General features: G+C 66.9%; 14 protein-coding genes. 4 read left to right on the top strand and 10 right to left on the bottom strand.

What is annotated here, in order from left to right:
- Positions 1-66 precede the first annotated feature (66 nt).
- Positions 67-699 carry a LysE family translocator gene (locus L810_RS22345; RefSeq protein ID WP_021160580.1) on the top strand — a complete coding sequence of 211 codons (633 nt, stop codon included), beginning with the start codon at positions 67-69 and terminating at the stop codon, positions 697-699.
- A gap of 18 nt (positions 700-717) precedes the next feature.
- Here the strand turns inward: L810_RS22345 and L810_RS22350 are convergent, their stop codons facing one another.
- From L810_RS22350 to L810_RS22360, 3 genes are all read right to left on the bottom strand, one after another.
- Entirely contained in the window at positions 718-1,419 is a 702-nt protein-coding gene (locus tag L810_RS22350; RefSeq protein WP_021160581.1) for a YebB family permuted papain-like enzyme, read from the bottom strand.
- Between the two features lie 144 nt (positions 1,420-1,563).
- A complete protein-coding gene (locus L810_RS22355; protein ID WP_042975676.1) occupies positions 1,564-2,133 on the bottom strand; it encodes a hypothetical protein in 570 nt (189 codons plus the stop codon).
- A 228-nt stretch (positions 2,134-2,361) separates the two neighbouring features.
- Complete coding sequence (locus L810_RS22360; RefSeq protein ID WP_006749370.1) at positions 2,362-2,820, bottom strand: Lrp/AsnC family transcriptional regulator; 459 nt, start codon at positions 2,818-2,820, stop codon at positions 2,362-2,364.
- 125 nt (positions 2,821-2,945) lie between these two features.
- Between L810_RS22360 and L810_RS22365 the strand changes: the two genes are divergently transcribed.
- From L810_RS22365 to surE, 3 genes are all read left to right on the top strand, one after another.
- Positions 2,946-3,680 (top strand): AzlC family ABC transporter permease, encoded by a 735-nt coding sequence (locus tag L810_RS22365; protein WP_021160584.1) that lies wholly within the window; start codon positions 2,946-2,948, stop codon positions 3,678-3,680.
- Positions 3,673-3,981 (top strand): AzlD family protein, encoded by a 309-nt coding sequence (locus L810_RS22370; protein WP_021160585.1) that lies wholly within the window; start codon positions 3,673-3,675, stop codon positions 3,979-3,981. The genes L810_RS22365 and L810_RS22370 overlap by 8 nt, the downstream gene beginning before the upstream one ends.
- Positions 3,982-4,195: 214 nt before the next feature.
- Entirely contained in the window at positions 4,196-4,975 is a 780-nt protein-coding gene (gene surE / locus L810_RS22375) for a 5'/3'-nucleotidase SurE (protein WP_021160586.1), read from the top strand.
- A gap of 209 nt (positions 4,976-5,184) precedes the next feature.
- On the opposite strand, the gene L810_RS22380 is transcribed toward surE, so the two are convergent.
- The 7 genes from L810_RS22380 to L810_RS22410 all read right to left on the bottom strand — a co-directional run bounded on the left by L810_RS22380 (position 5,185) and on the right by L810_RS22410 (position 15,253).
- Positions 5,185-6,006 carry an SDR family NAD(P)-dependent oxidoreductase gene (locus L810_RS22380; RefSeq protein ID WP_021160587.1) on the bottom strand — a complete coding sequence of 274 codons (822 nt, stop codon included), beginning with the start codon at positions 6,004-6,006 and terminating at the stop codon, positions 5,185-5,187.
- Between the two features lie 252 nt (positions 6,007-6,258).
- Entirely contained in the window at positions 6,259-8,904 is a 2,646-nt protein-coding gene (locus tag L810_RS22385; RefSeq protein WP_042975679.1) for a GH92 family glycosyl hydrolase, read from the bottom strand.
- A gap of 114 nt (positions 8,905-9,018) precedes the next feature.
- Positions 9,019-11,478 (bottom strand): GH92 family glycosyl hydrolase, encoded by a 2,460-nt coding sequence (locus tag L810_RS22390; RefSeq protein WP_042975681.1) that lies wholly within the window; start codon positions 11,476-11,478, stop codon positions 9,019-9,021.
- A 328-nt stretch (positions 11,479-11,806) separates the two neighbouring features.
- The gene (locus L810_RS22395) at positions 11,807-12,274 is read right to left on the bottom strand and encodes a cupin domain-containing protein (RefSeq protein ID WP_021160591.1); all 468 of its coding nucleotides are present in this window, start codon (positions 12,272-12,274) and stop codon (positions 11,807-11,809) included.
- 239 nt (positions 12,275-12,513) lie between these two features.
- Positions 12,514-13,866, bottom strand: a complete 1,353-nt coding sequence (locus L810_RS22400) for a pyridoxal phosphate-dependent decarboxylase family protein (RefSeq protein WP_021160593.1) — start codon at positions 13,864-13,866, stop codon at positions 12,514-12,516.
- 25 nt (positions 13,867-13,891) lie between these two features.
- Entirely contained in the window at positions 13,892-14,191 is a 300-nt protein-coding gene (locus tag L810_RS22405; RefSeq protein ID WP_021160594.1) for an ArsR/SmtB family transcription factor, read from the bottom strand.
- Between the two features lie 174 nt (positions 14,192-14,365).
- Complete coding sequence (locus tag L810_RS22410) at positions 14,366-15,253, bottom strand: LysR family transcriptional regulator (protein ID WP_021160595.1); 888 nt, start codon at positions 15,251-15,253, stop codon at positions 14,366-14,368.
- Positions 15,254-15,288: the final 35 nt, after the last annotated feature.

Raw genomic sequence — 15,288 nt, forward strand, 5'->3', positions numbered from 1 at the left:
TGACCGCGCTCACGTGCCCTCCTAAACTGACCTCCCTTTTACGCCGCACCGACAAAAGGGACTGCCATGATCGACCTCTCCACGCTCGCGCTGTTCTCCGGCGCATGCCTCGCCCTGACGGCCACGCCCGGCCCCGACATGCTGCTGATCGCGTCCCGCAGCGTGAGCCAGGGCCGGCGTGCGGGCTTCGCGACGCTCGCGGGCATTCAGGCCGGCACCTACTGCCACGCGCTCGCGGCCGCGCTGGGCTTGTCGCAGCTTTTTGTCGCGGTGCCGCTCGCGTATGACGCCGTGCGCTTCGCAGGCGCCGCGTATTTGCTGTATCTCGCGTGGAAAACCTTCCGTTCGGATGCGACCGCGCTGTCGCCCGTCGCGTCGCCACGCCGCCACTCGACCGCGACGATCTTCCGTCAGGGCCTGACGACGAACCTGCTGAATCCGAAGATGGCGTTGTTCGTGCTCGCGCTGTTTCCGCAGTTCGTGCGCCCCGAGCACGGTTCGATCGCCGTGCAGATTCTCGTGCTCGCGACGGTGCTGAACCTGATCGGACTCGTCGTGAACGGCGCGGTCATTCTTTCCGCGAGCCGGCTGAGCCAGCGGATCGGCGCGCGCCGCCGGCCGTCGAAGCTGCCTCAGTATCTGCTTGGGTCGGTGTTCGTCGGATTGGCGGCGCGGCTTGCGGTGGCGGGGCGGCAGTAGTCGTAGCCGCCGCCCGATTCAGGTGCCCCCCGAACGGCCAGGTTCAGGCCCGTTCTCGACACACCCGCGCGTATCCGCCACCACCCGCAACGCGTCGCTCTCGAGCAAGCTCGCCGGCGTCACCGTGCGGCGGCGCCACGGGATTCGCCCGAAATACCAGATTTTCCAGAAACCGAGCGGATGATCGGGATTCCGGCGCAGCAGCATGTCGAAGGTCTCGACGTCGCCGAGCACGATCCGCGTCGCATCGCGCACGACTTCGCGCACGAACCGCGAGCAGAACTGCCGGCGCGACGCGAGATTGAAACCCGTGTCGTAGACCACGCCGGTCCGGCGCATCGCCGCGTCGACAAGCCGCCGCCGCTGCTCTGCATCGAGCGGCTGCTTCAGCCGCGCGATCACGCATGCGCCGCGATCGGAGCGTGCGAGAAATCGCGACATCGTCGTCACGCGCGATAGCGGAAACGTGCTCTCCGCGATCAGCGTTTCACCGCCGCGCGCGCCGACGACGATGCCGACGTGATTCGTCCATGAGCGCGTTGCGCTCGCTACCTCGAGGAACGGCCGCACGGTCACACGAATGAACACGATGTCGCCGATCTCCGGTGCGACCGGCAACGACACATGATGCGTTTCGGGAGAAGCGACGCAGAAGAGGCGCCGCCGGCCCGCGCCGGGCGAGCGCATCATGAGCGGCTGGCGGCCGGTGTCGACGACCATACGGACCTCGCGCAAGTGGTGATGGCGCGAGCATGTCAGCAGCGGCCGGACTCCGCATCCGCTTCGTGTGCGAGGCCAGGTATTCGCGCCGCCCGGTGGCGGATTTCGATACCGGGGTGAGGCGGCGCGCGGGCGCCGCCGCCTTCAGCGCGTCGCGCCCAGCGCCACGCGCAGCCGTTCCATCAACTGCGTGTAGTGGCGCAGCACGTCGTCCTTCGGCACGACATTCGCCGTCGCGAAACGGTCGGACCACACCGGTTTCCACTCATACGAACCGTGCAGGCTCCGGTCGCCGTCGGGCGCCTGGATCAGCGAGCGGATCCGCGCATCGCGGCCCGGGCCCGTATGCATGTCGAACAGCGCATGGATATACGTGTGATACGCGTCGTACACGTCGTCGTCGAACAGGTAACGATAGATGTGGAACGTGCGGTCGAGCTCGCGCTTCGCGCGGATCACGTCGTCCGGCGAGATGTCCTTCCAGTAGCCGATCCACGTGTAGAAGCACAGCAACGCATTGAGCTGCGGCGCGACCGCGTCGTACAGCGCGAGCCGCTTCTCGATCAATCGCTGGTTGGTCCATTGCACCAGTTCAAGGCGCTTCAGCCGGCGCGCGACGAGCCAGCCGAGACACGCGACCGACATCGGCGTCAGCACGCCGAGCACGAGCTTGACGATTTCCAGCGAATTCCACGGATTGTTGAATGGCTGCATGAATGGCCCGACAAGAAGGAACGTACCCGCGCCGGCGCATGACCCGGCGCGCGGCGCCGCCTGCCCATTTGCGTCGACATTGACCGTTAGTTGCTTGCGCATCGAACGTCGCGCGACAACACGGGCGACATGCCCGAAGCGGCGCGATGCGTCAGTCTATCGGGCGATTGTCACCGAGCCGTGACCGTTCGTCGACCCGTCGTCGCAACTCCGCGCGCCCGCGTCGCGTTACGTCGGCAGCGCCGACGTCAGCTTGACCTTCTGCATCGGAATGTCCGTCTTCACGCTCAGCACGCCCGGGATGCGCGTGAGGGTTTCCATCTGGAAGCGCCGGTAGTCGTCGATATCGGCCGCGACGACGCGCAGCAGGAAATCGCAGTCGCCCGCCATCAGGTGGCATTCGACGACTTCCGGCATCTGCTGGACGGCGTCGGCGAAACGGTTCACGGATTCCGCGTCCTGCCCCTTCAGCCACACGCGCGTGAAGATCGTCAGGCCCTTGCCGACTTTCGCGGGATTCAGCACGGCCACGTATTTCTCGATCACGCCGGCTTCCTCGAGCAGCCGCACGCGCCGCAGGCACGGCGATGGCGACAACCCGACCTCGTGCGCGAGTTCCACGTTCTGCATGCGGCCGTCGCGCTGGAGCGCGCTCAGGATCCGGCGGTCGATGGCGTCAAGTTTCATTTGGCATCCGATTCCAAAAAATTCCCAAATCCTTCGTTCGATGCCAAATTCTCCGAAAATCATGGCCACAACGCAACCCGATTCGAGTCAAAAAAGCAGACAATCCCTCCCCCGAAGGAGGAGTAATGAGCAGTAGCGTTTCAACGTCGTCAGGGCTTCGCGACAAGCCCGCCTATGTCGCCGAGATGGGTCGCGGATTGCGCGCGGCGCTGCCCGTCATGCTGGGTTTCGTGCCGTTCGCGCTCGTGCTGGGCGCGCAGGCCGCGCAGAAAGGGCTGAGCCTGTTCGAAGTGCCGATGATGACCGGCATGAACTTCGGCGGCGGCTCCGAATTCGCGGCGATCCACCTGTGGACGTCGCCGCCGCACATCGCGCTGATCGTCGCGATGTCGTTCCTCGTGAATTCGCGTCACATCCTGATGGGCGCCGCATTCGCGCCGTATATCCGCCGCCTGCCGCGCCGCCGCGCGTTCTTCGCCCTGTTCTTCATGTGCGACGAAAGCTGGGCGATGTCGCTCGCCGACGCCCGGGCGCGCTCGGCCACCCACATCAGCGTGCCCTACTACGCCGGTATCTGCGTGGGGCTCTACCTGACATGGATCTCGATGACCACGCTCGGCGCGGCGGTCGGCCCGACGATCGGCGACGTCGAGCAGTACGGCTTCGACATGGCGTTCACGGCCGTCTTCCTGGTGCTGCTGCGCGGGATGTGGAAAGGGATGCGCGCGAGCCGCCCGTGGTTCGTGAGCCTCGTCATCGCGGCGGCCACGCACCTGGCCGTGCCCGGCGCGTGGTACGTCGCTGCCGGCGCCTGCGCGGGGCTGATCGCCGCGCTGCTGTGGGAGCCGCGCGATGCCTGATTTACCGGATCTCAACACGGTCGTCACAATCGTGCTGATGGCGTCGACGACTTACCTGTCGCGCATCCTCGGCTACGTGCTGCTGCGCAACCGCACGCTGAGCCCGCGCATGGCGTCGGTGATGGAGAACGTGCCCGGCTGCGTGCTGATCTCGGTGATCGCGCCGGCCTTCGTGTCGACGCGCCCGGCCGACCTGCTCGCACTGGCCATTACGCTGATTGCGGCGACACGCCTGTCGATCCTGCCGACCGTCATCGTCGGCGTCGTGTCGGCCGGCGTGTTGCGGCACGTGCTCGGATAACGCGGATAGTGCGAGTAACGCTGGTAACGCGGATCCGACCCGCCGCATGGGCGGTCTGCCGAACCCGAGAACGGGCGCGCGATGCGCCCGTTTTCGCATGCGCGCACGGTGCAAGGTGCTGCGCGGCACGACAGGCGTCGCGACGGGATGCTAGCCTTGCGGGTGTACCCGCGATGCCATCTCCCCTCATTGCCTACCTGCGAGGATCGTCCCGATGCAAGAAACCCGCCCGCTGTTCGATCGTGTCCTGCTCACCAATGACGACGGATTCGACGCCCCCGGCCTTGAAGTGCTCGAACAGGTCGCCACGCAACTGGCGCGCGAAGTGTGGATCGTCGCGCCGGCGGAAGACCAGAGCGGCACGTCGCATTCGCTGAGCCTGCACGAACCGCTGCGCGTGCATCGCAAGGGCGAACGCCGTTTCGCGGTGCGCGGCACGCCCGGTGACTGCGTCGCGATCGCGATCAGCCACCTGATGAAGGATGCGCGGCCCGACGTCGTGTTGTCCGGCGTGAATCGCGGCGCGAACCTCGGCACTGAAACGGTGTTCTCCGGCACGGTCGGCGCCGCGATGACGAGCATGCTGGTCGGCGTGCCGGCCATCGCGCTGAGCCAGGCCTTCACCGATCGTAATGCGGTGCCGTGGGGCACCGTGCTGGCGCTCGCGCCGGACGTCATTCGCCGGCTCGTCGCCGCCGGCTGGGACAACGATGCGTGCCTCAACGTGAATTTCCCGGCGCGGCCGGCCGAGGACGTGCGCGGCCTGAAGGTGACGAACCAGGGGGCCGGTACGCTGCAGGGCGTCGAGATCGTGTCGGGCCGCGATCCGCGCGAGATCGACTATCACTGGCTGAAACTCGCTCGCGCGCCGCGTGAGGACGATCCGGATTCGGAAACGGTCGCACTCGGCGAAGGGTATGTCGCCGTCACGCCGCTGAAGTTCGAGCGCACGCATGACCACGCGCTCGCGCAACTGCGGTCGCGCCTCGGCTGATCCGCGTACGGAGGCAAAAAAGCGGTCGCGGCAATCGCGTGCATGATTCTTGCGCGCGGCTGTCCGGCCGCGACATTGCATCACGACATCACCGCATCGCCACCACACCGCGACGCTGTATCCCCACATCACTTGCATCACTGCATCACCGCATTACTGCATCACCGCGTCACTGCATCACTGCATCACCGCATCACCACTTCACCCCATCACGTCAGGTTCATTCCCCCATCGAGCATCACGATCTCGCCCGTCACGTAATCAGACGCGACGAGCATCGCGACCGTCTGCGCGATGTCATCCGGCGCCGCCGCCCGGCGCATCGGCGCGCGCTCGCGCCAGAGCTGCTGCGCGTCCGTCCAGTCGGCCGTGAGCGGCGTATCGACGAGCCCCGGTGCGACCGCGTTGACGCGAATCGCCGGCGCGAGCGTGCGCGCGAGCAGCCGCGTCGTGTGATTGAGCGCGGCCTTCGCGGCCGCATAGGGAATCGACGCGCCCTTCGGCCGCACGCCCGCATGCGAACTGACGTTCACGACGCACCCGGCCCGCCCGTGCGACGCCGCCTCACGCAGCGCGGCCTCCGCTTCGGCGACGAGCCGGAATGGCGCGATCACGTTGATCTCGTGCATCTCACGCCACACGTCGGGCGTCGCCGCGGCAAGGTCGTCATGCGGAATCACGCGGCTGACGCCCGCATTGTTGACGAGGACGTCGAGCCGCCCGTGCACGGCCAGGGCGTCGCGGATCAGCCGCACGCGTTCGGCATCGTCGGCGAGATCGGCCTGCACGTAGGCCGCACCGAGTTCGCGCGCCATTGCTCGCCCCACGTCCGCCGAACTGCGCGAATGCAGGATCACCGCGTAACCGTCCGCCGCCAGGCGGCGCGCGATCGCCGCGCCGATGCCCGACGTCGATCCGGTGACGAGCGCGACCGGCCGATGCAGCCGCGACGCGCGCGGCTCGGCGACGGTTTCGGTTTCAGGTTCCGTTTCGGGAATCGGGGCAGAAATCGGCGGAAGCGGCGCGTCCATGTCGGGGACCCCTGTCAGTGGCGTTCCCGCATCATAAGCGCGATCGGCGCACACCCGGCCGCCGGCACCCACATCCCGGCGACGATCAGCCCCTTGCGGCCCCAGCAGTCGCTCAGCGGCCCGGTGACGATCCGGCAACTTGCCCTGTACGGCCGGACAGACGGCCTCCAGGATGCGATCCGCTCGAAACCGGCACCACCGGACGAAGCCATTCGGCCCGCATCGAGGCGGGCCGTTCGCTGTTACCTGCTGCTACTTCCCTGCCAACGCCAGTGAAGGCGCGAGCGCGCTGTTCGGATCCTGGCCGTTCCACTGGCTGACCCAACCATCGTTCGGCGTCGCCCCCATCACGAAATCGAGCGTGCCGCCGGCCTTCATCTCGTCGTAGGTGATGTACGGCCGATGCAGCGGCACGCCGTTCAGGCTCACCGACTGCACATAGCGATTGACCGACGACGGCGCGCCGCCGCCGGCCGTGTGCGCGGTCACGGTGAAGCGCCGCGACTTGCCGAACTTCAGCGCACCGCCGTCTCCGCCGCCCGATGCGACCGGGATGTCGATCGTCGCTTCCTCGAACAGCGGCGTGCCAAGGTAGAACACGCCGCCCACCGGATTCAGCGAGTAGATGCCGAGCGCGGACAGCACGTACCACGCGGACAGTTGCCCGCAGTCGTCGTTGCCGGGAATGGCCGAATCGCGCACGCGGCGCGGGTCGGCCAGCGCGGCCTTCAGGCTGTCGCCGCTGAGCAGCGCGCGATCGCCGGCCGTCAACGTCAGCGAGTACATGTCGTCCATCACCGTGCGCACGCGGTCCTGCGTCTTCGACGGCATGCCCGCGACGTCGTACAGGTACGGCAGATGGTTCGCCGGCTCGTTCCCGGCGAAGAACTGGCCGCTGCGGCCGGTCAGGTCCGGAAAGCCCTGGTTGTCGAGGAAGGTCAGCGGGTTGGCCGGATCGAACGTGCGATCGAGCTGCGCGATGAACTGGCTTTTCCCGCCGAGCAACGCAACAAGCCCCGGGAAGTCGTGGAAGATGTTCCACGTATCGATCCACGCATTCGATTCGGAGAAGTCCGTCTTCTCCGCCGCCGTCGGGTCGAAGCCCGCCACCCAGTTGCCCTGCGCATCCTTCGGCTGCGAGAACTTCCAGCCGTTGTTCAGCGTCGGGTTGAACACGTTCCGGTAGTTCTGGCTGCGCTGCAGGTAGGGCCGGTAGTCGGCCGTGCTCTTGCCCGCCGCCTTGCCGACCGCGGCCGTCGCCCAGTCGTCGAACGCATAGTCCTGCGTCGTCGACACCGATGCGTTGTCGCCCGCGACCACGTAGCCGCGCTGGCGGTACTGGTCGAAGCCATGCGCGCTCGCGCCTTGCGTGGCGGTCAACGCGGTCCAGATGTCGTCGATGCCCGCGTTCGTCAGGTGCTTCAGGTACGCATCGGCGATCAGCGGGATCGACGGGTGGCCGGCCATCGTGAAGGTTTCCGTTTGCGCGAGCGGCCACACCGGCAGCTCGCCCTTGCCGTTCTGCCTGAACTGCGTGAGCAGCGACTTGACCCAGCCGTCGACGCGCTCGGGCTGTACCAGCGTCATCAACGGCGACTCGGCACGGAAGGTGTCCCACAGCGAGAGCGTCGACGAATAATCGAAGCCCGGATTCGCATGCTTGCTCGTCGTCGGCGGCGACGTCGTGCCGTCGTTGGTCGAATCGGTGCCGACGTAGCTGCCGTCCGCGTTGTTGTAGACGGTCGGCGCGAGCATCGTGCGATACAGCGACGTATAGAACATCGTCCGCTGGTCGGCGCTGCCGCCCTTGATCCTGATCCGTCCGAGCGCGTCGGCCCACACGCGTTCGGCCGCGCCGCGCACCTGGTCGAACGACTTCGCTCCGACTTCCGCGGCGAGATTGGCCTGTGCATCCGCGGTGCTCGACGGCGAGATGCCGACCTTCACCGTAACCGCGCCGCTGTCGTTGCCGTCGGCGAACGTCAGGTAGGCCTTGAAGCCGTCGGCGCTGAACGCGACGTGTTTCGTATCGAACGGCTTCGAGAAACGCGCGACGAAATACGTCGGCTTGTTGTTCGCCCAGTTGTTCGTGATCTCCCAGCCGGCGATCGTCTGCGCATCGATGACCTGGATCTTGCCGCTCGCGGTCGAGCCGCCGATCGGGTTGTCGATGCTGACGATCATGCTGCGCTTCTGTGCTGCCGCGCTCGGGAAATACGTGTAGCGATGCACGCCCGCATGCGCGGTGGCCGTCATCTCCGCGAGAATCTTCGCGCCCTTCACGTTCCACGGCGTGTTGCCGCTGCCGGCCGGTGCCATCTTCACGCGGTAGTAACCGGGGCTCGCGGTTTCGTCGTCGTGGCTGAACGACGCGTTGTAGGTGATCGACGCATCGGCGGCCACCTTGGCCAGCGTCGCGGTGTCGACCGGCGCCAGCGTCGGCAGGAACCGCACTTCGCCGCCCGAACCGATGCCGGTGCCCGACAGGTGCGTGTGCGTGAAGCCGGTGATGAGCGGATCGTCGTACTGATAGCCGGACGTGCGATCCCAGTTCCACGGCAGCGTGTGCGCGCCGCCGGTCGTGTCCGGCCCGAGCTGCACCATGCCGAACGGCACGGTCGCGCCCGGGTACACGTGGCCGTGGCCGCGCACGCCGCTGCCCCAGTCCGCGTTGATGTCGAGGTTCGCGGTGCCGATCATCGGATCGACGCTGCGCAGCACCGATCGCTTGCCCGCGCCGCCGTTCTCGCCCTGGTCGTTCTGGTTGCCCTGGTCGTTCCGGTTGCCCTGCGCGTTCGACATCTGCGCGAGCACGCTCGCATCCGTCGAAGCCTGATCGCCCCCGCACCCCGCCAACACGGCAAGGCACCCGATACCCACCACATGACGTAGCTTCATCCGTTCGTCCCTCCCTCTCAGTGTCGATCCCGTTCGCAAGGACCGCTCGTTGAACTTCCTCCGTATCCCGCCCGTGCCGGGTGTGTATTCCCGTTCGCGACGTGTTGCGTCAACTCAGGGCGCGCCGGCCGCCTGCGGGAACGACGGCATCGCGGATGCGTCGGTGCCCCACGTCGCGGCGCTCGCATCGGCCGTCATCGAATACGTCAGCTTTCCGCCCTTCGCGATGTGCTCCAGCGGCAGCCATGCGCCGGGCCACGAAGCGCCGTTCAGCTTCAGCGACTTCACGTAGAACGACGCGGTATCGCCCGACCCCGCGCCCGGCGCGACGATGCGCAGCAGGCGGTAGCTGCCGTCCTTCTGCCCGACGCGCACGACGATCTTCTCGAACTGCGGGCTCGATACCGCGAGCCCGCTCACGCCCGGCACGACCGGATAGAGGCCGAGCGCGGCCCACACGTACCAGCCCGAGATCGCGCCGAGATCGTCGTTGCCGGGCAGCCCGGCCGCGCCGGTGCCGAACTCGTTCGCGAGCGACGCATGCAGCACGCGCTGCGTATGCGACGGCGCGCCGGCCCACGCATAGACCCACGGCACGGCCATCGTCACTTCGTTGCCGACGTAGAAGTACGGCTGCACGGTGCCGATGTTCAGGTGCGTGAAGAACGTGTCGAGCCGGTTGACGACCGACGCGGCGCCGCCGGCCTGCGCGACCACGCCGCCGAGATCGTGCGGCACGTACCACGTGTATTGCTCCGAGTTGCCTTCCATGAAGCCGGTGCCGTCGGTGACCCAGGCGCCCGCCGATGTCTTCGGCTGGATCGCGTTCTTGTCGAACAGGTTTTGCCAGTTGCCGCTCGACTTCAGCAGCGTGCCGGCCGTCGCCGTATCGCCAAGCGCGGTCGCGAAGCGCGACACCGCGAAGTCGCGCACCGCATATTCGAGCGTGTTCGAGGCGGTCTGGTTGTCGCCCGAGCCGGACGACGGCACGTAGCCGAGCCGGTCGTAGTCCGCGCGGCTGCCCATCACCGGCGTGCCGGCGCACGCGGCGCCCGGCGCCGTGCTGGTCTTCATGATCGACAGCGCGGCCTGCGTGTCGAAGTTCGTCGCGCCGAACGCATGCGCGTTCGCGACGATGATCGAGCCCGCATCGCCCGGCATCACGGCCGTCTCGGTATTGAAGTACGCCCAGCGCGGGAACGCGCCGCACGCTTTTGCATCGAGCACGAGCGACTGCACGATGTCGCTGGTCCGCACCGGATCGAGCAATGCCTGAAGCTGCATGAACGAGCGGTCGATATCCCAGCCGGAGAAGTTCGCGTACATCGTGCGGCCTTGCTCGACCTGACGCGTCGGCGCGGCCGATGCGCCGTTCGACGCGTAGAAGTCCGGATACTGACCGTTCACGTCGTTGAACACGTTCGGGTGCAGCGAAGCGTGATAGAGCGCGGTGTAGAACTTCGTCTTGTCGGCGTCGCTGCCGCCCGTGACCTGGATCGCGTTCAGGCGTGCGTTCCACGCGGCGCTCGCCGCGCTGCGTACCTTGTCGAAACGCCAGTTCCGGTTGCCTTGCGCGTCGGTGCCCGGATTCTCGGCGAGCAGGTTCGCCTTCGCATTCGCTTCGCTGACGAACGAAATGCCGAGCTTCATCATCACGTCCGGGTGCTTGCGGTCGACATTGAACGTCAACGCCACGGGGCTGTCGTTCGACAGCGCCGGCTTCGCCGCGAACGGCTGGCTGAATTCCGCGTAGTAGTAGACGGATACCGCATGCCCGGCCCAGCAGAATCCGCCGCCCGCGATCGTGCCCGACAACGCGCGGTCGCCGACCTGGCTGATCGTGTCGCCCGTCGAGCCTTGCGCGCGATTGTTCAGCACGGTCGGATCGATCGCGATCGTCGCCTGCTGGCCCTGCGCGAGTGCCGGGTACGTGAAGCGCGCGAAGCCGGTGCGCAGCGTGGTCGTCAGCTCGGCCTTGATGCCGTTGCCGAGCGTGACACCGTAATAGCCGGCCTGCACGGTTTCGTTCGCGTGGTTGAAGCTGGCCGGCGTGCCGGCGTCGCCGGGCGCGAGCTGCGGCATCACGTTCAGGTAGCCGCCGTTCGCCCAGCAGCCGGTGCCGCTCAGGTGCAGGATGCTGAATGCGTTGATCGACGTGTCGCCGTACCAGTAGCCGCCAGAGAAGCCGGAACCGTCGCCTTTGCGGCTGTCGTATTGCGCGGTGGGCGTCATCGGGCTCCACTGCATCATCCCGAACGGGACCGTCGGCCCCGGGAACGTGCCGCCGCCCAGACCCGAGCCGACCGGGTCGGCCGGCTGGTCGGTCGCGTAGTCGGTGCCGATCAGCGGATTGACGTACTGAACGACACGAATGTCGGCGTTCTTCTTCGCTGCTGCGTTGCCGTTGTCGTTTCCATTGCCGTTGCCGCCGTTGCCGTCTTCGTTGCCTTGCGACTGCGCCGCGGCCGACAGATTCGAAGCGGCTGCCGACGGCGAATCGCCATCGCCCCCGCACGAAGCCAGGCCAACGCTGAGCGCCAGCAGCGCCGCTCCCAACCCCCAGTTCCTCGACATCGCCTGTCTCCGTTTCGTTCTTGAATCAAGCTGTTGGTTCGAACTACTGAGCTTTAAATCAGGAATCTTTTCGTGACTTGTCGCGTACGCGGTCAATCGGTCGAAACTGCCGGACGCGTGTATTTATTTCCGTACCCGTATGCCCGAAAAAGACATGCCGGCAGGTCGAAATGCCGGCACCCGGGAACGGACAATGCGCACAAGCGTGCCCAAATAAACGTGGTTTCTCTACCCCGTATTTTTACGAATTTTTATTTTGTTTATCTAAACAATATGTAATTGATTCGGTTTTTTATACGGAATTCGACATTGCGAATGCGATTGGCAATCAGGGCTGTTTCGGCAGCTCGACGTAGTCTTCAAGCTCGCCGGCGATATAAAGCCGCTTGCCGATACGCGGGTATTCGCAGACATCGTGTTCGAGCCGCTGTCCGCCGACGAGCAGTTCCAGCGGCGCATCGCCGGTGTTCTGCACCGTGTGCGCTTCACCGCCACGCGGAAAGCCGATGAAGTCACCGGGCCCGATTTCACTGACGCGTTCGCCGATCGTGACGGAGCCCGTGCCGGACAGCACGTAGACGAATTCTTCCTCGTACAGGTGACGGTGATACTCGGCCGATTCGTGACCGGGCATCAGCGTGAGCAGGTGAACACCGAATTGCGTCAGGCCGGTCAGGTCGCTGAGTTGTCGTTTGAGGCGGACGGCATTGGGATTCAGCGAATGCACCTCGCGCGTCGGTTCCATCTTCGCGATATCGGCGGCCTTCAGCAGTTCCCGGGGAAAGGGAGTCGACATGGGGGTCTCGCAAGCGTGAATGCATCGGTTGAACGCTGCGCCGGCGCGGCGCGCGAGCGGCTATTGTCCGACATTTTCACGCCGGCAGACGTGGCATTCGCACCGCTGTCGCACGCGGCTCACACACCCCCGTTCGTTGCGCGAGCGCATCGATGCGAATGGTGCGCGCCGCGCTGCACGTCATCGCATGCATGAAGGTTGCGCCCGCCAACCTGACGGACGCGGACGCCGCGTGACGCTCAGCGCACGTGCACGCCGCGCAACGCCGTCAGCAACGCGATGAGCCGATCGATGTGCGCATCTTCCGTGCGCCACGACGACACGCTGATCCGGAACGCCGGCCGCCCCTGCCACACGGTCGCGCCGAACCACACGTCGCCCGATGCCTGTGCGGCTTCGAGGATCGCCGCGGTTTCGTCGTCGGTGCCGGCGCGCACGAGCACCTGGTTCAGCACGACGCGATTCAGCACGTCGTAACCGGCCGCACGCAGGCCGTCCGCAACCCGCGCCGCCTGCGCGCAATGTCGCTCGACCATCGTCGCCACGCCGGCGCGGCCGAGCGCACGCAACGCAGCCCACACGGGAATGCCGCGCGCCCGCCGCGAGAATTCGAGGTTCAGGTTCTTCTGCGCATCCTGCGCGCCGCTCAGGTAGACGGCGTCGCTGTTCATCGCGGTGGCGAGCGCCGCCGCGTCGCGGCAGATCACCATCGCGCCGTCGTACGGCGTGTTGAGCCACTTGTGGCCGTCGGTCGTCCAGCTGTCCGCGCCGTCGATGCCGTCCGTCAGCGCGCGCTTGGACGATGCGCGTGCCCACAGGCCGAACGCGCCGTCCACGTGCACCCATGCGCCGGCCGCCTTCGCGGGCGGAATCAGCGCCGCGAACGGATCGAATTCGCCGGTGTTCACTTCGCCGGCCTGCACGCAGAGGATCGTCATGTCGTCGAGCGGCGGCAACTGGGCGGGGTCGATGCGGCCGTGCGCATCGACCGGCGCGACGACGATGCGCTTCATCCCGAAGCCGAGCACGCGCAGCGCCTTCTTCACCGTGATGTGCGCGAGCGCGGAAATCACGACCTTCACTTCGGGCGCGCCGATCAGCCCGTCCTCGTCGATATCCCAGCCCTTGCGCGCGAGCAGCGCACGCCGCGCGGCCACCAGCGCGACGAGCGTGCAGGCTGTCGCGCTCGTACCGAAGCCGACCGCGCTGCCTTCGGGCAACGCGAGCGCATCGACGACCCAGCGCGCGGCCTGACGTTCGATCGTCGCCGCGACCGGCGAATTCGCGTACGACGACGCGCACTGGTCCCACGCGAGCATCAGTCGCTCGGCCGCGGCAGCAGCCGGGAGCGCCGCGCCGATCACGAAGCCGAAGTAGTTCGGGCCGTTCGACGCGACCGTCGCGGGCGTGCCGTGCTCGTCGAGCAGGCGCAGCACGTCGTCGGCCGGGCGGCCCGCGTCGGGCAGCGGCTCGTCGAAGGCGGCGAGGCCTGCCAGCGCGGCCGCGTCGGGAAACGCGCGTCGTTCGCCGGTTGCAGCCAGATACGCGTGCGCGCGCCGGTCGGCGTCGGCGAGCAGTGCAAGTTCGTCCATGTCGGTTGCCTCGGGGGAAATGGAATCAGAGTTGCGAGAGATCTTGGCCGAGCTGCTGCAGCGCGCCGTCGATCCGCTTGTAGTACGTGAACTTGCCGACGCGGGTCGCGCGCACGAGCCCGGCATCCGCGAGGATGCGCATGTGGCGCGTGGTCGTGGCCGGCGCGATGCCGAGCTTCTCGGTGATGTACGTGCAGCACACGCCGAGCTCGTCGAAGTCGCCGTGCGGTTGCGGCGGGAAATGCTTGCGCGGCTGCTTGAGCCAGCGCATCACGGCCAGACGGCTTTCGTTGGCCAAAGCGCTGATGCGGGTAACGTCGTCCATGGGGTGAGGTTTCGTTTGACGTTTCGAATATTAGCTAAATGACGAAATGTGGGCAATCGGTTTGAAGGACGATTTCGGCTGGCGATGTGGCATGCAGGGGCGTTGCGTCGACACGCGATGCAAGCGCAGCGGAATCGCTGCTTCAACGTTTCGCGACAGCCCGTGTAATCTGCATTACGCCGCAGTCAGTGCCTGCGCCATCCGCTCGATCAGCGCACGCACGCGTCTCGGCTGCGCGGCACTGCCGGGATAGACGATCTGCAAGTCGACATCGCCCGGCGAGAAATCGCGAAGGATCTCGACGAGCGCGCCGGACGCCAGATCCTGCTCGACGTCAACCAGCGACTTCAGCGCGACGCCATGCCCCGCGATGCACCACGCTCGCACGAGCGCGCCGTCGTTGGCCACGCGCCGGCCGCGTACCATCACGCGCTTCGCTTCGCCATCGATGCTGAACGGCCATTCGGCATACAGGTCCGGCCCGAAACGCATCACGATGCAGTCGTGAGAAACGAGATCGTCCGGATGCGTTGGCGTGCCGTGCGCGGCGAGATACGCAGGCGACGCACATACCACGCGCCGCGCGCGGCCGAGCGAGCGACTGCGCAGCGAACTGTCCGCGAGCGTGCCGCGGCGAATCGCGAAATCGAGCCCCTGCCCGACGAGATCGACGTAACCGTCGCCGAGATGCAGGTCGACCGTCACACCCGGGTGCTCGGCCAGGAACGCATCGACGACCGGCACGACGCGCTCGCGCCCGAGATCGGCCGGTGCGCTCAGCCGCACGGGCCCCGACAGCGTCTGCACGCCCAGCCGCACGCGGCTTTCGAGTTCGTCGGCTTCGGCCAGCAGGCGCCGCGCGCCGTCGACGAGCGTGCGGCCCTCGTCGGTCAGGCTGATCGCGCGCGTCGTGCGCGTGAGCAGCGCCGCGCCGTAATGGCGCTCGAGCGCCGTCAGCCGCTCGGACACCGTGGCCGGCGACAGCCCGAACTCACGGCCCGCCGCGGCCAGCCCGCCCTTCTCCACGATGCGCAGGAACAGCGCGAGATTGTCGAGCAGCATTGTTCGCTCCTTCCGAAGGATATTTTCGAAGCCTG

Source organism: Burkholderia sp. AU4i (genome assembly GCF_000466765.1).
GTDB lineage: Bacteria > Pseudomonadota > Gammaproteobacteria > Burkholderiales > Burkholderiaceae > Burkholderia > Burkholderia cepacia.